Raw genomic sequence first — 21,579 nt, 5'->3', positions numbered from 1 at the left:
ACAGACAGACGATTCGAGAGACATGGAAGCTCGGAGCGCGGCAAATGCACTCTCGCTCACCGGCCGCCGCCCGCCCCCGTACAGATCTCTCTGAAGCTGTCTGCAATAAGGCGGGAGAGGAGAATCCGTGGTCCGCGCCGCATCGCCCGCTCCGGCATGAAGGGACGAATTATCGGAGTAAGGGACGCCTTTACGGCGTCACCTCAAACCCGCGATCAGGAAGCGCGCACGCCCCCTTCCGGATCGAGACGGTAACCGCCGCCCTCGGTCACCAGCAGCGAGGCATTGGTCGGATCGGGCTCGATCTTCTGCCGCAGGCGGTAGATATGGGTTTCCAGCGTATGGGTGGTGACGGCAGCGTTATAGCCCCACACCTCGTTCAACAGCACCTGGCGCGGCACCGGCCGCGTCCCGGCACGGTAGAGGAACTTCAGGATCGCCGCTTCCTTCTCCGTCAGGCGGATGCGGCGATTGCGCGCGGGTTCCTGCAACAGCTTGGCCGAAGGACGGAACACATACGGCCCGATCGAGAAGACGGCATCCTCGCTGTTCTCGAAGATACGCATCTGGGCACGCAGTCGCGCCAGCAGCTCGGCGATACGGAAGGGCTTGGCGACATAGTCGTTCGCGCCGGCGTCCAGCCCCCGCACCACGTCCGTCTCTTCGTCCGAACCGGTCAGGATGATGATCGGAATCCGCTTCCCCTGCCGCCGCAGTTCGGCGCAGAAATCGCGGCCGTCACCGTCGGGCAGCGTCACATCCAGGATGATCGCGTCGAACCGGGCGCCCGCCGCATTGAGCTTCTCCCAGGCATCGGCAACCGATTCGGCCTCGATCGCCTGGAACTCTCCCTCCAGCTGCAATTGTTCGACGAGCATATGACGTAACGTCTGATCGTCATCCACTATCAGAATGGGACGCGCACCTGCCATCGAACCCTCTTTAATTTTGACCGGGCCCCATTCACGCGGGGCCGGCATCTTTATCCTATATCATTCCCAGGACGGAAACGGCAGCATCCGGGCCAGCCGACACGACACCTCACTCACCATCCCGGTCACATTGCCCTATCCAGACCTCAGGCCCGACAGTCTAAAACCGATTCAGGGCAAAAAGCGATCCAGTTGGAGCGATTCATGATACGCGCGTTGCTAAAAACAAATACAGGGTCCGACGCACGCCTGCATTGCATGGGCGAGGAAATCCCGGCCATCATCGGCGCCGCCGGAATCCGCGTCCATAAGCAGGAAGGCGACCACGCGACCCCGGCCGGCGTGCTGAAGCTGCGGCGGGTCCTGTATCGCGCGGATCGGGTCGCCGCGCCTGCCAGCCATCTTCCGGTCGAACCGCTGGCACCGAATGACGGCTGGTGCGACGACCCCACCCATGCCGATTACAACCGCCCGGTCACGCTGCCACACCCCGCCCGCCACGAGCGCATGTGGCGCGATGATGATGTTTACAATATCGTGATCGTCCTGGGCTACAACGATTCCCCGCCGGTGCCCGACCGAGGGTCGGCAATCTTCCTGCACCTCCAATCCCCCGACCGGCGTCCCACCGAAGGCTGCATCGCCCTGCACGAGTCGGACCTGCGCCGCCTGCTGGCGGCCGGCCTGTCGGAAATCGACGTCCCGCCGCCCGGCTGAGGGCACAGTACCCTCGGCCCGCATTCCAGTCAGGCGCTCAGGCCAGCGCGGTCTGTTCCGGCGGCGCTGGCGGCTCCATGACCACGTCGATGTCGCCGGTCATCGGTTCCACCGGCGTCGCATCCTCGGCCGAACAGATCCAGATCGCAGTCCCCTTGCGAACAGTCAGGATCACCAGCCGGTTGCCGTCGGCCGAACCCGACGATCCCGCCGGCGCCCCGCCCGACGGGGCCGGTACGGGGGGCATGGCACGAAAACGCCATCCGCGTTCGAACAGCGTTTCGAACAGCGTGAAATTCCACGCCGGCTCCCCCAGCACCCTTCCGCGCGAATCGCGGCTCAATCCGCGATACAGATCCAGCCGGGCCACGCCCGGACTGACCTGAAACACGCGCTGGCGCCCGAAATCGGGGGCCAGCCGGGCGCAGACCAACCCGTTATAGATCGCATCGGGCGTAGCGGCGATCAGATAGTCGGCCGGGCGTTCCTCCAGGCTCTCCATCCCCTCGTCGGACAGCAGCTCCGCCCGCAAGGTGGGAATGCCCGCACGCGTCGCCGCCGTCAGCGCGCCGGCATAGGTATCCACCAGCACGACCGGGCAGCCGAGCCGATGCATCACCCCCGCCAGGTCGGTAGACCAGGCGCTGGCGCCGACGATCGCCAGCGCAGGGTCGTCCGACAGGGTCAGGCGCAGGGCGCGGGCGACCGGGCGAAGGGAAAAGCCATGCAGGATCATGGTCGTCGCGATCAGGGCGAACACGCCCGGCATCACCAGGTCCGCGCTGGGATAACCGGCGTCGCTCAGTTGCAGGCCCGCCGCCCCCGCCACGGCGGCGGCAACGATACCGCGCGGCGCGATCCAGCCAACGAACAGCCGCTCCTGCCATGACAGGCCCGAGCGCACCGTAGACAGGAAAATGCCGACAGGGCGTACCACGAACAGCACCGTCAGCGTCATGGCCACGATCGGCAGGGACAGGCGGGCCAGTACCTCGCGATGCAGGTCGGCCGTCAGCATGACGAACAGGCAGGACACAACCAGCACGCCCAGCGACTCCTTGATACGGCGCAGCTCGCTCATGCCCAGCACATGCAGGTTCGCCAGTGCCATGCCGAAGACGGTGGCCGCCATCAGACCCGCGCCCTCCATGAAGAAATTGCAGATGGCGAAAACGCTCATCGCCAAGGTCAGGATGATGGGGATCCGCAGAATTTCAGGGATGAGATCTCGGCGGGACAGGAATCGCACCAGCACCGCCGGGAAAATGCCGCAGCCCACCCCCATCATGGTGGCAAACAGCAGATGCGGCACGATTTCCGCCACGAACATACCCGAATGCCGGTTGCCCAGGATCATCAGGAATTCCAGGACCAGCGTCGCCAGAATGGCACCGACCGGGTCGTTCAGGATCGCCTCCCACCGCAGGAAGGCCGCCACCCTTGGGCGCAGCTTGGTATGACGCAGCAACGGCAGGACCACCGTGGGCCCGGTGACCACGATGATGGCGCCGAACAGCCAGGAGGCGCCCCAATGCAGATGCCCGACAAAATGGGCCGCAAGCGTCCCCAGGACCAGATTGATCGGCAGGGCCACCACCGTCAGGCGCAGCACCCCCTCGCCGGCGGCACGCCACTGGCGGAAATCCAGCCCCAGCCCCCCCTCGAACACGATGAAGGCCACAGCCAGCGAGACCATCGGGTGGAAATAACGCCCGATCGCGGCCGACGGATGCAGCAGATTCAGCCCGGGACCATAGATCAGACCCAACGCGAACAGCAGGACGATGGCAGGCAGCCGAAAGCGCCAGGCAATCCACTGGGCGCCGATGCCGCCGCCCAGCACACACAAGATCCCAATGGCCAGATTTTCCTGCATGCACCTATCCCGGACTGGTAGCTCGAAGAGCCGCAAGGTACCAGAATACGTCGTGCGATGTCAGGGCGATAGAACGCCGCCCCGACACCTTGCAGGAAATCAGTCCACCCGTTCCAGAACGGCAGCGAAGAAACCGTCCGTGCCGTGCCGCAGCGGCGACACCGCGATCATGCCATCCTGCATCAGATCGGCCGGCAGGCCGCAATCGGGCTCGGGCCCCGCGCGCCGAAACTGCGGCGACGCCGCCAGAAACGACGCAATCCGCTCCTGGTTTTCCTCGCGCAGCACCGAACAGGTAGCATAGATCAGCCGCCCGCCCGGCCGAACCAGCGTGGCGGCCATCGACAGGATCTCGGCCTGCTTGGCCGTCAGTTCCTCCAGATCCCGCTCAGTCAGGCGCAGCCGCGCATCCGGATTGCGACGCCATGTGCCGGTTCCGGTGCAGGGTGCATCGACCAGCACCCGGTCGAAACTCCCGGCCCGGCGCCGCGCCCAGCGGTCACCCGGCACCAGCAGATGCCGTTCCGCATTATGGACCCCTGCCCGGCGCAAGCGGCGCACCGCACCCTCCAGCCGGGGCTCCGAAACATCGCACGCCACGATATGGCCGCGATTCTGCATGGTCATGGCCATGCCCAGCGTTTTGCCGGCGGCACCCGCGCAGTAATCCAGCACGCGCATACCCGGCCGTGCATCGGCCGCCGCCACCACGATCTGGCTGCCTTCGTCCTGGATTTCCACCAGCCCGGCCTTGAAGGCCGCCGTCGCCGTAATCGGCTGCCGCCCCGGCACACGCAGCCCCCAGGGGGAAAGATCGGTCTCCTCGGCGTGGATGCCTTCTTCCGCCAGCAGGCGTGCCGCCTCCCCGCGTGTCGTCTTCAGCAGATTGACCCGCAGGTCCAGCGTCGCTTCGCCCGCCAGCGCGGAGACCTCGGCCTCCAGCGCGGAACCGAACGTTTCGGCCAGTCGCGGCAGCAGCCAGTCCGGCACTTCCAGCCGAACCGCCTGCGGCATCGCGGGATCGGCCAGCGCCTGGCCGCGCAGCCGCGCCGCCAGATCCTGCTCCGCCGATGTCAGCGGTGCCGGCCCATACCGGTCGCCCGAAAACAGGGCCCCAGGCGCCTCACCCGGCCGGGGGATCAACTGCATGGCGGCGATCAACCGTGTGCGCGGGGTGGCCGGCGCGCCTGCCTGCTCCAGCCACCAGCCGATATGGCGCCAGTGCCGCAGCACGGCCCAGACCCGCTCGGACACGGCGCGGCGGTCCCCGCCGCCGATATAGCGGCGCTCCCGAAAGAAGGCATTGGCAACGGCGTCGGCGGGGCGACGCGGCGTCACCTCCATCTCCGACAGCAGATCGATGGCGGCAGCAAGCCGCGCGCTGGGCGTCATACTCGTCCTGTCAGTCGAAGATGGCGGTCGATGGGATCAGTCGCGCCGATAGTTCGGCGCTTCACGCGTAATCGCCACATCATGGACATGGCTCTCGCGCAGGCCCGCCCCGGTAATCCGGCGGAAGCGCGCACGCACCTGAAGGTCGGCCACCGTCGCCGAGCCGGTATAGCCCATGCCGGCCCGCAGCCCCCCGACCAGCTGATGCACCACGGCATCCATGCCGCCCTTGAAGGCAACGCGCCCTTCAATCCCCTCGGGGACCATCTTGTGGGTTTCCTTGATTTCCTGCTGGAAATAACGGTCGGCCGAACCCCGCGCCATGGCGCCCAGGCTGCCCATGCCGCGATAGGATTTGTACGAGCGTCCTTCGTACAGAAACACCTCGCCCGGTGCCTCGGCAGTGCCGGCCAGCAGCGAACCGACCATCACGACATCGGCCCCGGCACCGATCGCCTTGACGATATCGCCCGAAGTGCGGATGCCGCCATCGGCGATCACCGGAATGTCGCGCTCATGACAGGCCGCCGCCGTTTCCAGCACCGCGGTGAACTGCGGCACGCCTACGCCGGCGACGACGCGGGTGGTGCAGATCGAACCCGGACCGATCCCCACCTTCACGCAATCGGCGCCGGCCTCGATCAGGGCGATGGCAGCTTCCGGCGTCGCAACGTTACCCGCAACCACCTGAATCCGGTCGTCGAACGCCTTGACCCGCGCCACAGCCTCCATCACCCCGGCCGAGTGGCCATGGGCGGTATCGACAACCACGACATCCACCCCGGCCTCGATCAGCGCACGGGCACGCTTGAAGCCGTCTTCGCCCACACCGGTCGCGGCGGCGCAGCGCAGGCGCCCCATCTCGTCCTTGTTGGCCAGCGGGTAGAGGACCGCCTTTTCCATGTCCTTGACGGTAATCAGCCCGATGCAACGATTTTCATCATCGACCACCAGCAGCTTCTCGATCCGGCGACGGTGGAGAAGCTGGCGCGCCTCTTCCCGGCCGACATCGGCGCGCACGGTCACCAGATTGTCGCGCGTCATCAGTTCGTCGACGCGCTGGTTCGGGTCGGTGGCGAAGCGCACGTCGCGATTGGTCAGAACGCCTACCAGCCGCTTGGTGTCGCGCTCGATCACCGGCAGGCCGCTGATGCCGTGGCGCGTCATGATGGCATTGACGTCAGCCAGGGTCTGGTCGGGCCACACCGTCACCGGATTGACCACCATGCCCGATTCGTAGCGCTTGACGCGCCGGACATGCTCGGCCTGCTCGTCGATCGTGAGGTTCTTGTGGATCACGCCCATGCCGCCCTGCTGGGCCATGGCGATGGCCATCGCGTCCTCGGTCACCGTATCCATCGCCGCCGAGATCAGCGGAATGTTCAAGCCGATGCGGCGCGTCAGGCGGCTGCTGGTGGATGTCTGGCCAGGCAGCACCCGCGATTCCGCAGGAACAACCAGGACGTCGTCGAATGCCAGGGCCTCGCGAATGCGCTCCTCGACACGGGACACGGAAAGCGGATGGCTGGGGGAAGACATCGTGCAGGAACCTCATCTACCGTTGCAGGGGTCCCAGTGCCTCGGGTACCCGACCGTTGGCGCTTCCACATAAGATGCGAATCGGATCGTGGCAAGAAAAAGGAGAGCAGGAACGGCATGAGAGCGAACAGAACCGTCTATCTGGCCGGCGATCTGGTCTTTCGCCCCAGCGCGATCGCGATTTTCGACCGGCTGCGCGCGCTGTGCCGGCAGGTGGGGCTGGAGGGCCTCGCCCCTTTCGACGGCCAGGCCGGCATCGAATCGCTGCCTCCGGGACTGGACACGATCCTGAAGATCGTGACTGTCGACCGCGACCTGATGGACCGATGCGCCGGCGGCATCTTCTGCCTCGATCCCTTCCGCCGTGCCGCGGACATGGACCCCGGCACGGCGGTGGAAATCGGCTACATGATGGCGCAGGGCAAACCCCTTGCCGGCTATACGACCGACGGCCGTCCCTACCCCGAGAAGGTCGCCGCCTACCGCAAGGCGGCGTGGAACGACACGCTGCGTCCGCGCATCACCCCGGACGCACCGGTCGGATCGGGTGCGATGGAGGATTCGGACGGCATCCTGGCCCATTCAGACGGCATGGTGCAGAACGGCATGACCGAGGGCTTCATCCGCCTGTCCGGCGGCATGGTCGCCGTGCATGACGATTTCTACCAGGCCTTCGCCCTCGCAGCCGCCGACATGGCGCGTCGCCTGCCCTGAATACGCGGACGGCGCGCCGTTACCGGCGATTTGTAGCGCAGGCAATGGCCCGCGCCCATATCTGGGTCCGCACCGCCGGCAGGTCGGTGGTGCTCAGCGCGTGGCCGCGCTGGGCATGGACCTCTTCCGCCGTGAAGGCCATCGTGCCCGGCGGGGTGCTGCGGCCGCCGAGGTCGAACAGGACGAAATTCATCACCTGCGCCATCAGCGCGTCATCGCGGATCAGCGACATCGAAACGCCGGGCACCGTCAACAGATAGGCCCGTCCTTCCGGCGTACAGCTCAGCGTGCCGATCCGGTCGCGCAGGGTCGGAATATAGGTCTGCCCCGACTGCCCCTCGATCCCGTGGCAGCCACCGCATTTTTCCAGATAGGTGGTGCGTGTCCGGTCCAGCGCCAGCGCGCCCTGCCCCGACATCATCAGGCCGGCCATGACGACAATCGCCATGGCCGGCCCGGTTACGCGGACAAAACGCCCGTACGCCTCAGGGGAGCGGATGCGCTGCATTCAATTCCTTCCGGGCCGCCGCCACACCCGAGGACGGCATCGGCGCGGCGCGCGCGGCCGCCACATCGGCCGGCGTGATGACCGGTGCCGGCTTGGTGCTGCCCAGCGATGACAGATAGGTCAGGATCGCCGCCACATCGTCATCCGACAGGCTCTTGAAGCTGGGCATGAACCCGACATAGGTCGCGCCAGCGGCGTCGATCGAACCGGCCAGGCCGTTCATCAGCACGGCGGTGACATATTTCTTGCCTTCGGGGGTCGAGGCGATCTTGTCGATCCGATTCGCCAGCGGGGGGAACTGGCCCGGCGCGCCGACGCCACCGCCCTGGTGGCAGATGCCGCAATTGGCACCGTAGAGCGCCTGGCCATCGGGCGCGGCAAAAGCCGGAGTCGCGGCGCCCAGACACAGGGCCAAGGTAAGGATCTTCTTCATTCGGCGGTTCCTACAATCACAGCGGTCGAACAATTATAAAGAAGCGAACCGGTCCCGAAACACCAGATGATGTCGTTGTTGGCCTGCGGACGATATGTCGGCAGGTCACCATCGGAGCCCAGGCAGTTCTGCTCGTTGCAGGCGTCCTGCCCGCAGCAATCGCGATAGGCGATCAGATACGAGCGGCGGTCCTGCGGGTTGAAACATGTGCCGATCCACGAGGTCGGCGACGGGTGCGTCCCCGGCGGGCAGCTATGAACGCCACCGCCACAGGTGGTGCATAGATTGCCGTCGATGGCGCAATAGCGCCAGTAATCGCACTTCGTGTCGTCCTTGGCCTGCGCCTTCGCCGCAAACGGCGACGGTGCGGCAGGCGCCGCGGCGCGTGCGTCTCGCCGCCAGACCGGCAGCAGCGGAAAGGCCGGAACGGCGGCAGCCCAACCGCCCAGCCGCGCGAGCGCACTGCGACGCGAGGAACGGCCGGCCAGATAGCGGGCAAGCCGTTCGGCCACGGTGTCGAGGCCGTTCCGCATCGCGCCGACGGCCCCCCTGTCTTCAGGATCGGGCATATCGTTTCTCCGTCACGCAGGGATCATTCCGGGGGCTCATTCTCCGGGAGCAGCCGTAAAGATCAGCGCATCGCCCAGCGCCCCGATCTTGCGCACAGGCTTGCCGTCGGCACCGTCCAGCACCATCAGGTCACCGGCTTCATCCGTCAGCATGATCCGCGACTGCGCGTCCTGGGTCACACCCACCATCATGCTGCGGGCAGCCAGCGGAATGCGCCGCACCAGCCGGTGCGTCTTCAGGTCCAGCTCCCACAATTCGGAGCCGGCATCCTTGTGCGTCCAGAAGGTGCCCTTGTGCATCAGCACGAACAGATGCGAATCGCGGGCCCGCAGCGCCGCGAGCTGCCATCCGCCCGGCCGCCACGTCACCTCGAACGGGGCACGGGCATCCGACGCCGCCTTCAGGCCGGCCGCTTCCTGGATCGACCAGGGCTTGGCGATGCTGGATTGCGCGCCCAGCGTCGCCTCGTAGATCAGGCCGCTATAGGACATGAACCAGACATGGCCGCTCGCCGCGATCTCCGGACTGTGCTCGAAGACCGGATCGCGATCCGGCACGAAAAACGGCGGGGTCCGCGTCAGGGCCGGCGTGCCCTTGGCATCCATCCGCACATTGGCCAGCGACCCGTCGCCGCAGATCGAGGAAAAACCGGCATTGCCCCAAGGATAGATCAGCGCGCAGCCCGGCACGTCCACCGTCCGCACAACCGACTTCAGACCTGTGTCATAGACATGGACCGCATTGGTCGGGCTGGAATCGTAGACATAGACATAGTGCCCGTCGGCACCGATCGCCATGTCGGGCTTCTTCGGCGTGATCAGCGCGCGGCCCGGCAGGTCGATATCCGCCACCTGCTCCAGCGTGCGCGGATCATACGCCGCCAGCATATCGTGGCGCTTGCCGCGATTGCCCCGCTCCCATGTCGTCTCGGCAACATAGAATGCCTTGCCCGCCGGATCGGCCACCATGTTGGCGTTATAGGCAGCCTGCACCATCCCCAGCAGCCGGCCGGTATCGAGGTCCACGACATAGACCCGTCCATCCTTGCTGTGGCGATAGACCGCATCCTCCACCAGGACCCGGTGCGGACCACCGGGAGGCAGCCTGACGATATCACTTTCCTCGGTCTGCAGGATCGGCTCGGCGGCCCGGGCCGGCCCCTGTACCGCGAGGAGCGTCACAACGGAAGCGGCTGCCAGGGCACGCGAAACGCGCCGGGTGGCGCGAGACCGCCGATCAGCCAGCATGCGACCGTCGGCTCCACGAAGGAAGTATCATGTTCATCCAGCCAACCCTGTTGTTCGCGACACCAGACCCGAACCGCGATTCGGAAGCCCGGCGGCAGAGCGGATACCGCCTGCCATCCAGTTTGATGTTCTTTCGATACAAATTTTCGGGCAGGCTGCCTAGCCTTCCACTTTGGAAAAATCGCAAGTGAATTTCAGAAATTCCGATACTGACGAAATAATATTATAGCGTACGGCAAAAACTGGACCGAACCTACACATTCGGCACCTTGTTACGACGGGCCTGCACTGTGAGTCGCCAACACACTGCCCGTCTGCGCATCCACCTCCTGCAGAACGACGCCATACCCCCACAGCGAGGCAAGATAGTCCAGCGTCTGGCGTGCATCACCGGCCTGGAGCAACTGGCCGGCCCGGGTGCGATGCTCCAGCTTCAGCGTGCGGTCGCCCAGCAGGTCCACATCGACGATTTCGATCTCGGTATAGAACGTCCCGGGATCATAGACGCGTGCCAGGCTGCGGCGGATATCGCGATATCCGGCCTCATCATGAATGGCGTCGACCAGCAGATAAGGCTGGGCGGTATCGTCGCTGAGACGGAACATGCGGAAATCGCGGATCACCTTGGGCGAGAGGAATTGCTGGATGAAGCTCTCATCCCGATATTCGGCCCAGGCATGGCGCAGCGTGCCGATTGCATCCCCATTGCCCGCGATATCGGGAAACCATTCCCGATCCTCGGCGGTCGGCTCGGTGCAGATCCGCACGATGTCGGTCATCATGGCATAGCCCAGCGCATAGGGATTGAACGACGCCCCTCCCCCCGCGTCGAAGCCCGGCTGGCTGATCACGTTCGACGTCGAATGAATGACCTCAAGATAGGCCGCGTCGTCGATCCGCCCCAGTTCGTGCAGGCGCCGCATGATGTAGACATGCACCCAGGTGGCGCAGCCCTCGTTCATCATCTTCACCTGGGGCTGCGGATAGAAATATTGCGCGATCATCCGTACGATGCGGATGATCTCCCGCTCCCAGGGGGCCAGGCGCGGCGCATTCTTCTCCAGGAAATAGAGCAGGTTTTCCTCGGGCAGCCCCAGAAGCCGGCGTGCATGGGCCCCTTCCGCCGTTCCCGCCGCATCGCCGGCCTCGGTGGGCAGGGTGCGCCACAGGTCGTTGAAGACGCTGTCCTCGTACGCCCGCCGCTCTTTCGCGCGCTGCTGCTCGGCCTTCAGATCCAGCTTGCGGGCACCCGAATGCCGGTTGACCCCCTGGTTCTGCAGGGCATGGGCCGCATCCAGCACGCGCTCCACCGCCCGCAATCCATGCCGTTCCTCGCACCGGGCAATGTAGCCACGGGCAAATTCCAGATAGTCCAGAATGTCCGACGGGTCCGTCCACTCCCGGAACAACCTGTTATTGCGAAAGAAATGGTTATGGCCGAATGCGGCATGCGCAATCACCAGCGCCTGCATCGTCGCCGAGTTTTCCTCCATCAGATAGCTGATGCAGGGATCGGAATTGATGACGACCTCATAGGCCAGCCCCATCAGCCCGCGCCGGTAGGCATTCTCATGCCCGATAAAGCGCTTGCCGAACGACCAGTGCTTGTATCCTACCGGCATGCCATGCGCGGTGTAGACATCGAGCATCTGCTCCGAGGTGATGATCTCCACGCGGTTGGTGTAGATCTCCAGCCCCAGCTCACGGGTCGCAATCTCCTCGATCGCGTCATAGCAATCGCGGATGATCTGGAAATTCCAGTCATTGCCGGAATAGAGCAGCCCCCCGGACCGGGCCGGAGAGCCGCCCCCTGATACGATCTGGTCCATCAAGCCTCCGCCGAATGGTGCTGACGGGAAAACAGGTCGCGGAAGACCGGGAAAATCTCCTTGCGGTCGCCGACCTGACGGATCGCCAGATGATCGTTCTCATCGGCGATGGCGCGATAGCTGCGCCATAGATCCGTCTCGCCGCGGATCACCGCCCCCGACCCCGTGATTTCGATATAGGCATAATATTGCACCGCCGGCAGGATATCGTCCCGCAACAGGCTGGCGGTGCGCGCGGTGTCGGACGACGCGTTGTCGCCGTCCGATGCCTGGGCGACATAGATATTCCAGTTGGCCGACGGAAAACGCTCCCGCTGGATGGTATGCATCAGTTCCAGCGCCGACGAGACGATGGTGCCGCCCGTGCGCGGATCGTGGAAGAACGCATCCTCATCCACTTCCTCGGCGCTTTCGGCATGGCGGATGAAAACGATTTCGACCTTCTTGTACCGCCGCTCCAGAAACACATGCAGCAGCAGGAAGAACTGCTTCGCCAGATCCTTCATCCGCTCGGTCATCGAACCCGAGACATCCATGATGCAGAACATCACCGCCCGCGTCGCCGGCTGCGGCATGATGGTATAGCGCCGGAAGCGCAGATCGACCGGATCGACCCATGGAATCCGCGCCAGCCGCTGGCGCAGCGTGCCGCGCCGTTCGCGCAGCCCCTCCAGTTCCTCCAGATCCTCCGCCGAGGCCGGACGGAGGGCCTCCAGTTCGGCGATACGTTCCTCGACCTCCTGCAATTCCGCCGGCTTGGGCCGGCCCAGCCCCAGGCGCCGCGCGATCGAGCGCCGCATCGTCCGCCCCAGATCCAGATGCGACGGCGCACCCTCGTTGCTGAGGCCGGAACGGGCGGGCACCCCGTTTTCGGTGGTGGAGATCTCGCGCTTCAGCAGGTCCGGCAATTCCAGGTCGTCGAAGAACAGGTCCAGGAATTCGTCCCGGCTCAGCACGAAGCGAAAGGAATCCTCTCCCCCGCCACTCTCGCCGGCCTGCCCGGCCCCGGAGCCCTGCCCGCCAGCCCCAGCCGGCGGCCGTTGCAGCCGGTCTCCGCGCGAGAATTCGCGGTTACCGGTCAGCACGATCTCGCGCACGCCCTCGGAAAAGACGCGATGCAGCGAGGGTTCATGCAGCGAATCCGACGGGACCGAGACCGCGTTACCCTGCCCCACCTCCCGGATCCTGCCGCGCGCCACCGCGTCCCGTACCGCCGTCTGCACGGCCGAGCGAGCCCGCTGCAGCACGCGCCGCCGGTTTTCGAGGTTTTTCCCATGGGGATTGGGACGTCTGTCAATGATATCCACTGGCCGGCACCATTCCGTTCAGAGGCGGTTTCAAAACTGCTGATGCTGCGTCAGGAGCGGGCCGCTACAGATCGCGTCCGAAGAAGGTTTTCGCGCATCGAAGCGGAGCGGCCTTGCCGGCCGGTCACCGCGAGGCGGGAAAAACACGCCCAGGACTCGCCTGTAGCGGCGCCTTGGCAACAGCGCCTCAGGCGGATTGCTTCACCCGCATGTACCACTCAACGAGTCGGCGGACCTGGCGTTCCGTATAACCGCGCGAGACCATCCGCTCGACGAACTCGTCATGCTTGCGCTCGGTCTCGCCGTCCTTCTTGGAACCGAAGCTGATGACGGGCAGCAGATCCTCGACCTGGCTGAACATCCGCTTCTCGATCACGTCGCGGATCTTCTCATAGGACGTCCAGGACGGGTTGCGCCCGCCATTGCCCGCCCGCGCGCGGAGCGAGAACTTCACCACCTCGTTGCGGAAATCCTTGGGGTTGGCGATCCCCGCAGGCTTCTCGATCTTGGTCAGTTCGGCGTTCAGCAACTCGCGATTGAGCATCTGCCCGGTGTCGGGGTCCTTGAAATCCTGGTCCTCGATCCAGGCGTCGGCATAGTCCAGATAGCGGTCGAACAGGTTCTGGCCGTAATCGTTATAGCTCTCCAGATAGGCCTTCTGGATCTCGTGCCCCAGGAATTCGGCATAGCGCCCGGCCAGTTCCGATTTCAGCGTCGCCAGATAGTTCGCCTCGATGTCCGTCGGGAACTGCTCCCGCCGCACCGCCTGTTCCAGCACGTACATCAGATGCACCGGATCGGCGGAAATCTCGGAAGAATCATGGTTGAAGGTCGCGGACAGCACCTTGTACGCGAAGCGGGTGGAAATACCGTCCATCCCTTCATCCACCCCGGCGGCGTCGCGATATTCCTGCATCGTGCGGGCTTTGGGGTCGGTCTCGCGGATATTCTCGCCGTCATAGACGCGCATCTTGGCGAACTGTGTGGAGTTCGGGTGCGGCTTCAGCCGCGACAGGACCGCGAAACGGGCCAGCATTTCCAGCGTATTGGGCGCGCAGGGTGCGTTCGCCAGGCTGGAGGACTGGACCAGCTTCTCATAGATCTTCGTCTCCTCCGCCACCCGCAGGCAATAGGGCACCTTGATGACGCAGACCCGGTCCAGAAAAGCTTCGTTGGTGCGATTATTGCGGAAGCTCTGCCACTCGGCCTCGTTCGAATGGGCCAGGATCACGCCGGTGAACGGAATGCTGCCGATATTCTCGGTCCCGACATAATTGCCCTCCTGCGTCGCCGTCAGCAGCGGGTGCAGCATCTTGATCGGCGCCTTGAACATCTCGACGAATTCCAGCAGCCCCTGGTTCGCCCGGTTCAGGCCGCCCGAAAAGCTGTAGGCATCGGGGTCGTTCTGGCTGAAATGCTCCAACTGCCGGATATCGACCTTGCCCACCAGCGCCGACACGTCCTGGTTGTTGTCATCGCCGGGTTCGGTCTTCGCGATCGCGATCTGGCGCAGCCGGGACGGATGGACCTTGATGACGGAAAAGCGCGACAGGTCGCCATCGAATTCCTCCAGCCGCTTCAGCGCCCACGGGCTGGCGACACCGCCCAGCAGCCGGCGCGGAATGCCGTACCGCTCCTGCAGGGCATCGCCCATCCGGTCGGGGTCGAACAGGCCCAGCGGGCTTTCGAAGACGGGGCTGACATGCCGCCCGGCCTTCAGCACATAGATCGGCTCCTTCTCCATCAGGGCCTTCAGCCGTTCGCCCAGGGACGATTTGCCGCCGCCCACCGGGCCGAGCAGATAGAGGATCTGCTTGCGCTCCTCGAGCCCCTGCGCCGCATGCCGGAAGAAGCCCACGATCTGCTCGATCGTCTCTTCCATGCCGTAGAAATCGGAGAAGGCCGGATAGATCCGCAGGGTACGGTTCATGAAGATGCGCGACAGGCGCGGATCGCGCGAGGTATCGACGCTCCTCGGTTCGCCGATCGCCTTCAGCATGCGCTCCGCCGCGGTTGCATAGCACGACGGATCGGTACGGCAGGCTTCAAGATAGTCGGACAGGCTCATCTCGATTTCGCGACGCTGATCGCGCATCGCAGTGGCCAGAGAAAACACATTGAAATCAGAAACCATCCTGGGAAGTCTCCGAACCGGCGCCAGAATCCGTCATTCTTCTGGACGACCATGCACCATGGATACGCATCTCTTCCGGGGAGCGGCCCCCGGAGCGGGAAAAACCGTCAGTCCTGTCGGCTCTGCAATCGGCTGTCCAACACACATTCCCCCTTGCTGTCTGGCCCATTTAGAGGCAGATAGGCACGCTGCCGCCCCAGACAAGGGCGACTGGCATATGGTGGAATCGCAGTCAGGTATCGCGCTGCGAGATCCCGGGCCGTCAACTTCGAGGCTATCGCTCCCCGCCTTCGGGATTCAACCTAAATCGCGTGCGCTCCGGAAACACACACCCGGACAGCAGGGGTTTTCAGAACAACCGGGTGCCCTTCCCCCCGCAATCGCGGATCAGCAAAAAGGCACGCGCAGGCCGTCAAAGGCGGCTTCCACCCCCTCCGGCAGGTTGTCGCGCATCCAGGCCCAATCCATGTCGGTGCCCATATGCGTCAGGATCACGCGGCGCGGCATCAGGCGGGCGCGCCATTCCAGCACCCGGTCCAGCCATGCATGGGCGTTATGGGGCGAGAACCGCTGGAAGCAATCCACCAGCCACGTCTCCACCCCCGCCAAGGCGGCGAACGCCTCCTCGGGCAGGTCGACGACGTCGGTGGAGTAGGCAATCGTCCCGCATCGCACGCCCAGCGACAGCGTGCGGCCGTGGATCTGTTCGAACAGCGTCAGGCGCAGCCCTGCGATGTCGACCGTCTGGCCGGCATGCACCTCCCGCGGCACCACGACGGGGCGATAGAAGCCGGGCGGCGACCACGGGCGGAAGGCATAGTTGAACCGCGCCTCCAGATCCGCCAGCACGGGCGGCGTGGCCAGCACCGGCAGGGGCCGGTCGATCGCCCGGTTGATCGCCCGGACCTCGTCCAGCCCCGCGATATGGTCGGAATGGGCATGGGTGTAGAGAATCGCATCGAACCGGTCGATGCCCTGCGCCAGCAACTGCGCGCGCAGGTCGGGGCCGGTATCGATCAGCACCGCCTGCCCGTCATCGCCCCTCAGCAGGACCGATGCACGCGTCCGGCAATTGCGGGGTTCCGCCGGATCGCAGATCCCCCAGTCGCCCCGCCCGTCCGGCCCGCCGATCATCGGCACGCCGGCCGAGCCGCCGCATCCCAGGACGACCAGTTCCATCGCTCAGGCTGCCCGGCTGAACAGACGGTGGAAATTGGCGGTGGTGAGGTCCGCCAGTTGCTCCGGGTCCATGCCGCGCTCTTCGGCCAGGCGCAGCGCCGTATGGGCGACCAGCGCCGGCTCGTTACGCTTGCCGCGCCGTGGCACCGGGGCAAGGTACGGCGAATCGGTCTCGACCAGCAGCCGGTCCCCGGGGATGTCCCGCGCGATCGCACGCAGCGCGTCGGAGCGCGGAAAGGTCAGGATTCCCGAGAAGCTGATATACCCCCCCAGCTCCAACCCCACCCGCGCCAGATCTGGCCCGGATGCAAAGCAATGCAGCAGGAAACGGAACGGCCCGTTTGTCTCGACCTCGTCGCGCAGGATCGCGGCAACGTCCGAATCGGCCTCGCGCGCATGGATGACCAGCGGCAGGTCCATCCGTCGCGCCGCCGCGATATGGGCGCGGAAGCGCGCCTGCTGCAACGGGCGCACGCCTTCCGCGCCATGGAAATAATCCAGCCCGCTCTCGCCGATCCCCACCACGCGTGCATCGTCGGCCAGGGCGATAATGCCCTCGGCATCGGCAACCTCGCATTCCTCGACATGGTCTGGATGGGTGCCGACCGTGCACCACACCCGCACTTCCGGCCGGTCGAAACGGGTCAGGTCCTTCTGCTGCTGCGCGCGCGACAGGCGGGTACCGATCGTCACCATCCCGCCGACCCCCGCCGCGCGGGCCCGCTCCAGCAGGCTCGGGATCTCGTCGTCGGTGAAATGGTCGAGATGGCAGTGGGAGTCGATCAGCGCACTCATTGCGCCGCTTCCTCCACATAACGCGGGAAAATCCCCTGCGGCGCCGGCAGGGCACGGCCCTCGGGCAGCGGGCGCTCCAGCGCGGCGAAATCGCGCTCGTCCTGCGCCACGCCCAACTGGGTCAGCAATGCGTCCATACTGCCGGGCATGTAGGGCTGGAGCATGGTGCCGATCACACGCAGCGCGTCCACCAGCACCCGCAGCACCACCGCCATCCGCTCGATGTCGGTCTTGCGCAGCGCCCACGGCGCCTGGTGGTCGATATAGGCGTTGCAGGCCCGGATCACGCGCCACACATCCTCCAGCGCGTCGGTCAGCGCATGGCGGTCGATATGCCCGTGCATCAGCGTCGGCAGCAGCGATGCCTGCGCCAGCAGCGCATCATCGGCCTCGGTCCGCACGCCCTGCGCCGGCAGCACGCCGCCGCAATTGCGCGCCACCTGCGTCAGGGTGCGCTGGGCGAGGTTGCCCAGATCGTTCGCCAGTTCGACATTCAGCCGGTTGATGATGGCCCGGCGGCTGAGGTCGCTATCGCCGCCGAACGGCATTTCACGCATCAGGAAGAAGCGCAGCGGATCGACGCCGAACTGCGCCACCAGGTCGCGCGGGTCGACGACATTGCCCAGCGACTTGCTCATCTTCTCGCCCTCGATGGTCCACCACCCATGCGAGAACACGCATGCCGGCAGCTCCAGCCCGGCGGCCATCAGCAGCGCGGGCCAGTAGACGGCGTGGAAGCGGACGATATCCTTGCCGACCAGATGCAGGTTGGCGGGCCAGAATCCGGCGCGGGGATTGTCCGCATCGGGGAAGCCGGTGGCCGACAGGTAATTGGCCAGCGCATCCACCCACACATACATCACATGGTCCGCATCGCCCGGCACCGGGATGCCCCAGCGGAAGCTGGTGCGGCTGATCGACAGGTCGCGCAGGCCCTGCCGCACGAAGCTGGCAACCTCGTTGCGCCGCGACGCGGGTTCGATGAAGCCGGGCCGGGTCTCGTACAGTTCCAGCAGCCGATCGGCGAAAGCCGACAGGCGGAAAAAATAGGACGGCTCGCGCACCCATTCGACCGGCGCGCCGGTCGGCGCCACCTTCGTGCCGTCGGGGCGGGTGACGAGTTCGTCTTCATTGTAGAAGCTCTCGTCGCGCAGCGCGTACCAGCCCTCATACGCGCCCAGATAGATATGCCCGTTCGCCGCGATCCGCTCCCACAGCGCGGTCGCGCCGGCAATGTGCCGAGGCTCCGTCGTGCGGATGAAATCGTCGTACGAAACGTTCATCACATCGTACATCGCGCGGAAATCGGCCGAAACCTGGTCGGCGAAGGCAATCGGCGCCACGCCGGCGGCCTGGGCGGCCTGCTCGACCTTCTGCCCATGTTCGTCGGTGCCGGTCAGGAAGAAGACATCATGTCCCGCCAGCCGCTTGAAGCGCGCCATGACGTCGGCGGCGACGGAGGTATAGGCATGACCGATATGCGGCGCCCCGTTCACATAATAGATCGGTGTCGTGACGTAATAGCGCCCTGTCATCTTCCACTCACCAAAGTCAGGCCACTCAGCAGGGCCTGTTGTTTATCCAGATTGAACCGTTCCGTCTCGACCCGAAGGTCGGTCAGGCGACGCCACAGTTCCGCCATGCGGTGCGCCGGCAACGATCCGTCCGCATCCTCCCGGCCTCGCCCGTCTTGCAGGGCGAGGGCACGCGCGTGCTTCGATATGGCATCACACAACAGATCGAAGAAGACCGGGAAGCCATTTTCCCGCTTCAGCACGCTCTCGGCAATCTCGTACATCGCCCCCGCATCCGGCGGGCTCTCAAGCACCCGCGCCACCAGCGCGCCCAGTGCCGCGCCATCGCCCGCCAGCAGGGCCAGCGCGCGGCCGGGCGACCCATGGGCCAGCGGCGCCACCCGCGCGATATCCTCGGGCGGCACATCCGCCGCCACCCGGGTCAGCACGTCCCGCATCTGCGCCGCCTGCAACGGCTCCAGCCGCAGCGTGCGGCAGCGGCTGCGAATGGTCGGCAACAGGCGGCCGGGCGCGGCACAGGTCAGGATCAGGATCGCACGCGGCGGCGGCTCCTCCAGGATCTTGAGGATCGCGTTGGCCGCACTGCGATTCATGAACTCCGCGCCGTCCACGATCACGACGCGCCATCCATCCTCGGCCGCCGTCCGGTGCAGGAACTGGCCGATCGGACGCACATCGTCGGCCACGATCTCGGCCCGCATCCGCTGGCGCTTCTCGTCCACGCCGCGCGCGATATAGAGCAGATCGGCATGGCTGCCGGCCGCGATCCGCCGCGCGGCGCTACTGTCCGCCCCGGTCGCCTTCAGCAGCACCCGCGCCATCCAGAAGGCGAAGCTCGCCTTGCCGATCCCTTCGGGGCCAGTCAGCAGCCAGGCATGATGCAGCCGCCCGGCGCCCCATGCCTCCTCGAAAGCGCGGCGGGCATCGTCATGCCCCACCGGTTCCTGGCCGTCGCGCGGCGTGGTACCCGCCATTCAGGCGGGTCCCGCCAGCCGCGCATCGACCCGTTGCGCGACATCCCGCGCGATCACCTCGGCCGGCCGGTCGGCGGACAGGCGCACGCACCGCCCGGCGTGGGTCCGGGCAATCGTCTCGAATCCCTCGGCCACCCGGGTATGGAACGCCTCGTCCGCCGCCTCGTAACGGTCGGACCGGCCACCGCGCGCATCCAGGCGCTGCCGGGCCCGCGCACGGTCCAGCGCCAGAACCAGCGTCAGGTCAGGCACCAGCCCGACCTGTGCCGTCAGCGCGTCGATCAGTCCGATCGTCGCAGGATCGCCCTGCCCGATCCCATAGCCCTGATAGGCCATGGTGGAATCGGCAAACCGGTCGCAGATCACCACCGCACCGCGTGCCAGCGCCGGCCGGATCAGCCGGTCCACATGGTCACACCGCGCGGCGAAATGAGCCAGGATCTCGGCCCGCAGCGACAGGTCATGCCCGCCGAACAGCAGAAAGTCACGCAGAGCCTCGGCGCCCGGCGTCCCACCCGGCTCGCGCGTGCGCACCACGTCGCACCCGCCAGCACGCAGATGCGCCTCCAGCAATGCGACCTGGGTGGATTTGCCGGCGCCCTCACCGCCTTCGAAGGTAATGAACAGACCCGACACCGGCTTCAGTGCCGGCCCAGTTTCTGGCCCAGCACCGTCGAGGCCCGCGCCAGCAGCCCCAGCCGCGGCACGGCCTGCCCGGCCACAAGCTGCATGCGGATATCGGGCAGGCCCGGATTGGTCAGCACCAGATCACCCAGCAACTGCCCCGCCGCCACCGGTGCCGCGACGGGCGCCTGATAATCCACCCCGATATGGACGCGCGTACGCCATCCATGCGGCAGCGTCATCACCACGTCCCGCGTCGCAACCAGCGGCACCGTCGGCTGGGTGCCCAGCCAGACAGGCGCCTGGTCCACGACATCGCCCTTGCGGAACAGGGTCGCATTCTCGAAGTTCGCGAACGTCCATTCCAGCAGCCGCTCGCCCTCATGCGCACGGGCGTTGCTCGACGGCATGCCGTTCAGCGCCAGAACCACGCGGTTGCCGCCCCGATCGGCGCTGGCACACAGCCCGAACCCGCCGGCATCGGTGTGACCGGTCTTCAGCCCGTCGGCCAGCCCCTTGTCCACCAGGACATTGCGATTACCCTGCGAGATCTTGTTGAAGCGGAAATCCTTCTCCGAGAAGAAGTGATAATATTCCGGGAAATCGCGGATCAGGCGCACCGCCACGGTCGCCACGTCACGGGCGCACATATAGTGGTTGTCGGCCGGCCAGCCGGTGGCATTCATGAAATGCGAATTGATCAGCCCGATCTTTCCGCCCACCTCGTTCATCTGGGCGACGAACTGCTCTTCGGACCCGGAAATACCTTCGGCCAGCACGATGCACGCGTCATTGCCGGACTGGATGACCATGCCCTGGATCAGGTCCTGCACAGGGATGCTCTCGCCCAGGGGCACGAACATCTTCGACCCCTGCATGCGCCACGCCTTCTCGCTGACCGGCAGCGCCTGGTCCAGCTTCAGGCGGCCCGATTTCAGCATGCTGAAGACGATATAGGCCGTCATCATCTTGGTCAGCGACGAGGGCGGCATGCGCTCGTCCGCCGCCTTTTCCAGCAGCACCGTGCCGGTCGTGACATCCACGATGCACGCCCAGCGGGCAACAGTATCGACCGGCCCGATCAGGCTGGCGGCCGGCGGCCCGGCCGGAGCCTGCGCCTGGTCCGGGCCGGATTCGTCATCCGATTGCGCGGCGGCCGGGGCGCTGGCGGCGCCATGGGCATGGCGCCGACGCGGCGCGGCAACCGCCAGAGAACCGGTGGCGGCCAGCAAGGCCGTCCCGGCCAGAAGAAACCTTCGGGTCTGCACGTTCAT

General features: G+C 65.8%; 19 protein-coding genes. 2 read left to right on the top strand and 17 right to left on the bottom strand.

All coding sequences use genetic code 11. The features are described from left to right. Positions 1 to 215: 215 nt before the first annotated feature. Positions 216 to 932 (bottom strand): response regulator transcription factor, encoded by a 717-nt coding sequence (locus HLH36_RS14895; protein ID WP_182965727.1) that lies wholly within the window; start codon positions 930 to 932, stop codon positions 216 to 218. A 258-nt stretch (positions 933 to 1,190) separates the two neighbouring features. Between HLH36_RS14895 and HLH36_RS14890 the strand changes: the two genes are divergently transcribed. After that, positions 1,191 to 1,649, top strand: a complete 459-nt coding sequence (locus HLH36_RS14890) for a L,D-transpeptidase family protein (protein WP_182987120.1) — start codon at positions 1,191 to 1,193, stop codon at positions 1,647 to 1,649. 37 nt (positions 1,650 to 1,686) lie between these two features. On the opposite strand, the gene HLH36_RS14885 is transcribed toward HLH36_RS14890, so the two are convergent. From HLH36_RS14885 to guaB, 3 genes are all read right to left on the bottom strand, one after another. Beyond that, positions 1,687 to 3,525, bottom strand: coding sequence for a cation:proton antiporter (locus HLH36_RS14885; protein ID WP_182987119.1), 1,839 nt, complete (start codon positions 3,523 to 3,525; stop codon positions 1,687 to 1,689). Between the two features lie 99 nt (positions 3,526 to 3,624). Next, a complete protein-coding gene (locus HLH36_RS14880) occupies positions 3,625 to 4,917 on the bottom strand; it encodes an RsmB/NOP family class I SAM-dependent RNA methyltransferase (RefSeq protein WP_182987118.1) in 1,293 nt (430 codons plus the stop codon). A gap of 36 nt (positions 4,918 to 4,953) precedes the next feature. After that, a complete protein-coding gene (gene guaB / locus HLH36_RS14875; RefSeq protein ID WP_182987117.1) occupies positions 4,954 to 6,456 on the bottom strand; it encodes an IMP dehydrogenase in 1,503 nt (500 codons plus the stop codon). A 117-nt stretch (positions 6,457 to 6,573) separates the two neighbouring features. Between guaB and HLH36_RS14870 the strand changes: the two genes are divergently transcribed. Continuing rightward, on the top strand, positions 6,574 to 7,170 hold the full coding sequence (locus HLH36_RS14870; RefSeq protein ID WP_182987116.1) for a nucleoside 2-deoxyribosyltransferase: 597 nt from the start codon (positions 6,574 to 6,576) through the stop codon (positions 7,168 to 7,170). A 19-nt stretch (positions 7,171 to 7,189) separates the two neighbouring features. Here HLH36_RS14870 and HLH36_RS14865 read toward each other — a convergent pair whose 3' ends face one another. From HLH36_RS14865 to HLH36_RS14805, 13 genes are all read right to left on the bottom strand, one after another. Continuing rightward, positions 7,190 to 7,678 (bottom strand): cystathionine beta-lyase, encoded by a 489-nt coding sequence (locus HLH36_RS14865; RefSeq protein WP_182987115.1) that lies wholly within the window; start codon positions 7,676 to 7,678, stop codon positions 7,190 to 7,192. Continuing rightward, a complete protein-coding gene (locus HLH36_RS14860) occupies positions 7,656 to 8,111 on the bottom strand; it encodes a c-type cytochrome (protein ID WP_182987114.1) in 456 nt (151 codons plus the stop codon). Before HLH36_RS14860 ends, HLH36_RS14865 begins: the two co-directional genes overlap by 23 nt. Then, positions 8,108 to 8,680, bottom strand: coding sequence for a methylamine dehydrogenase light chain (locus HLH36_RS14855; protein ID WP_408871904.1), 573 nt, complete (start codon positions 8,678 to 8,680; stop codon positions 8,108 to 8,110). The genes HLH36_RS14860 and HLH36_RS14855 overlap by 4 nt, the downstream gene beginning before the upstream one ends. 36 nt (positions 8,681 to 8,716) lie before the next feature. Then, positions 8,717 to 9,928 carry an amine dehydrogenase large subunit gene (locus HLH36_RS14850; RefSeq protein WP_182987113.1) on the bottom strand — a complete coding sequence of 404 codons (1,212 nt, stop codon included), beginning with the start codon at positions 9,926 to 9,928 and terminating at the stop codon, positions 8,717 to 8,719. Positions 9,929 to 10,200: 272 nt separating this feature from the next. Further along, on the bottom strand, positions 10,201 to 11,757 hold the full coding sequence (locus tag HLH36_RS14845) for a SpoVR family protein (RefSeq protein ID WP_182987112.1): 1,557 nt from the start codon (positions 11,755 to 11,757) through the stop codon (positions 10,201 to 10,203). Further along, positions 11,757 to 13,064 carry a DUF444 family protein gene (locus HLH36_RS14840; RefSeq protein WP_182965747.1) on the bottom strand — a complete coding sequence of 436 codons (1,308 nt, stop codon included), beginning with the start codon at positions 13,062 to 13,064 and terminating at the stop codon, positions 11,757 to 11,759. The genes HLH36_RS14845 and HLH36_RS14840 overlap by 1 nt, the downstream gene beginning before the upstream one ends. A gap of 187 nt (positions 13,065 to 13,251) precedes the next feature. Further along, entirely contained in the window at positions 13,252 to 15,198 is a 1,947-nt protein-coding gene (locus HLH36_RS14835; protein WP_182987111.1) for a PrkA family serine protein kinase, read from the bottom strand. Between the two features lie 387 nt (positions 15,199 to 15,585). Further along, positions 15,586 to 16,377, bottom strand: a complete 792-nt coding sequence (locus tag HLH36_RS14830) for an MBL fold metallo-hydrolase (RefSeq protein ID WP_182987110.1) — start codon at positions 16,375 to 16,377, stop codon at positions 15,586 to 15,588. Positions 16,378 to 16,380: 3 nt separating this feature from the next. After that, positions 16,381 to 17,172, bottom strand: a complete 792-nt coding sequence (locus HLH36_RS14825) for a TatD family hydrolase (protein ID WP_182987109.1) — start codon at positions 17,170 to 17,172, stop codon at positions 16,381 to 16,383. Further along, positions 17,169 to 18,707, bottom strand: a complete 1,539-nt coding sequence (gene metG / locus HLH36_RS14820) for a methionine--tRNA ligase (protein WP_182987108.1) — start codon at positions 18,705 to 18,707, stop codon at positions 17,169 to 17,171. Before metG ends, HLH36_RS14825 begins: the two co-directional genes overlap by 4 nt. Continuing rightward, a complete protein-coding gene (locus tag HLH36_RS14815) occupies positions 18,704 to 19,681 on the bottom strand; it encodes a DNA polymerase III subunit delta' (RefSeq protein WP_182987107.1) in 978 nt (325 codons plus the stop codon). Before HLH36_RS14815 ends, metG begins: the two co-directional genes overlap by 4 nt. Further along, entirely contained in the window at positions 19,682 to 20,317 is a 636-nt protein-coding gene (tmk, locus tag HLH36_RS14810) for a dTMP kinase (protein WP_182987106.1), read from the bottom strand. Positions 20,318 to 20,322: 5 nt separating this feature from the next. Beyond that, positions 20,323 to 21,579 carry a D-alanyl-D-alanine carboxypeptidase family protein gene (locus tag HLH36_RS14805; protein WP_182987105.1) on the bottom strand — a complete coding sequence of 419 codons (1,257 nt, stop codon included), beginning with the start codon at positions 21,577 to 21,579 and terminating at the stop codon, positions 20,323 to 20,325.

Origin of the sequence: Gluconacetobacter aggeris (assembly GCF_014174395.1) — a bacterium.
In the GTDB taxonomy this organism is placed as follows: domain Bacteria; phylum Pseudomonadota; class Alphaproteobacteria; order Acetobacterales; family Acetobacteraceae; genus Gluconacetobacter; species Gluconacetobacter aggeris.
This window is presented reverse-complemented; position numbering and strand designations above follow the sequence as displayed.

Bases quoted from the DNA above. Each gene is read 5' to 3' on its own strand.
- HLH36_RS14895 (WP_182965727.1), bottom strand. From the start codon at position 932: ATGGCAGGTGCGCGTCCCATTCTGATAGTGGATGACGATCAGACGTTA.
- HLH36_RS14890 (WP_182987120.1), top strand. From the start codon at position 1,191: ATGGGCGAGGAAATCCCGGCCATCATCGGCGCCGCCGGAATCCGCGTC.
- HLH36_RS14885 (WP_182987119.1), bottom strand. From the start codon at position 3,525: ATGCAGGAAAATCTGGCCATTGGGATCTTGTGTGTGCTGGGCGGCGGC.
- HLH36_RS14880 (WP_182987118.1), bottom strand. From the start codon at position 4,917: ATGACGCCCAGCGCGCGGCTTGCTGCCGCCATCGATCTGCTGTCGGAG.
- guaB (WP_182987117.1), bottom strand. From the start codon at position 6,456: ATGTCTTCCCCCAGCCATCCGCTTTCCGTGTCCCGTGTCGAGGAGCGC.
- HLH36_RS14870 (WP_182987116.1), top strand. From the start codon at position 6,574: ATGAGAGCGAACAGAACCGTCTATCTGGCCGGCGATCTGGTCTTTCGC.
- HLH36_RS14865 (WP_182987115.1), bottom strand. From the start codon at position 7,678: ATGCAGCGCATCCGCTCCCCTGAGGCGTACGGGCGTTTTGTCCGCGTA.
- HLH36_RS14860 (WP_182987114.1), bottom strand. From the start codon at position 8,111: ATGAAGAAGATCCTTACCTTGGCCCTGTGTCTGGGCGCCGCGACTCCG.
- HLH36_RS14855 (WP_408871904.1), bottom strand. From the start codon at position 8,680: ATGCCCGATCCTGAAGACAGGGGGGCCGTCGGCGCGATGCGGAACGGC.
- HLH36_RS14850 (WP_182987113.1), bottom strand. From the start codon at position 9,928: ATGCTGGCTGATCGGCGGTCTCGCGCCACCCGGCGCGTTTCGCGTGCC.
- HLH36_RS14845 (WP_182987112.1), bottom strand. From the start codon at position 11,757: ATGGACCAGATCGTATCAGGGGGCGGCTCTCCGGCCCGGTCCGGGGGG.
- HLH36_RS14835 (WP_182987111.1), bottom strand. From the start codon at position 15,198: ATGGTTTCTGATTTCAATGTGTTTTCTCTGGCCACTGCGATGCGCGAT.
- HLH36_RS14830 (WP_182987110.1), bottom strand. From the start codon at position 16,377: ATGGAACTGGTCGTCCTGGGATGCGGCGGCTCGGCCGGCGTGCCGATG.
- HLH36_RS14825 (WP_182987109.1), bottom strand. From the start codon at position 17,172: ATGAGTGCGCTGATCGACTCCCACTGCCATCTCGACCATTTCACCGAC.
- metG (WP_182987108.1), bottom strand. From the start codon at position 18,707: ATGACAGGGCGCTATTACGTCACGACACCGATCTATTATGTGAACGGG.
- HLH36_RS14815 (WP_182987107.1), bottom strand. From the start codon at position 19,681: ATGGCGGGTACCACGCCGCGCGACGGCCAGGAACCGGTGGGGCATGAC.
- HLH36_RS14805 (WP_182987105.1), bottom strand. From the start codon at position 21,579: ATGAACGTGCAGACCCGAAGGTTTCTTCTGGCCGGGACGGCCTTGCTG.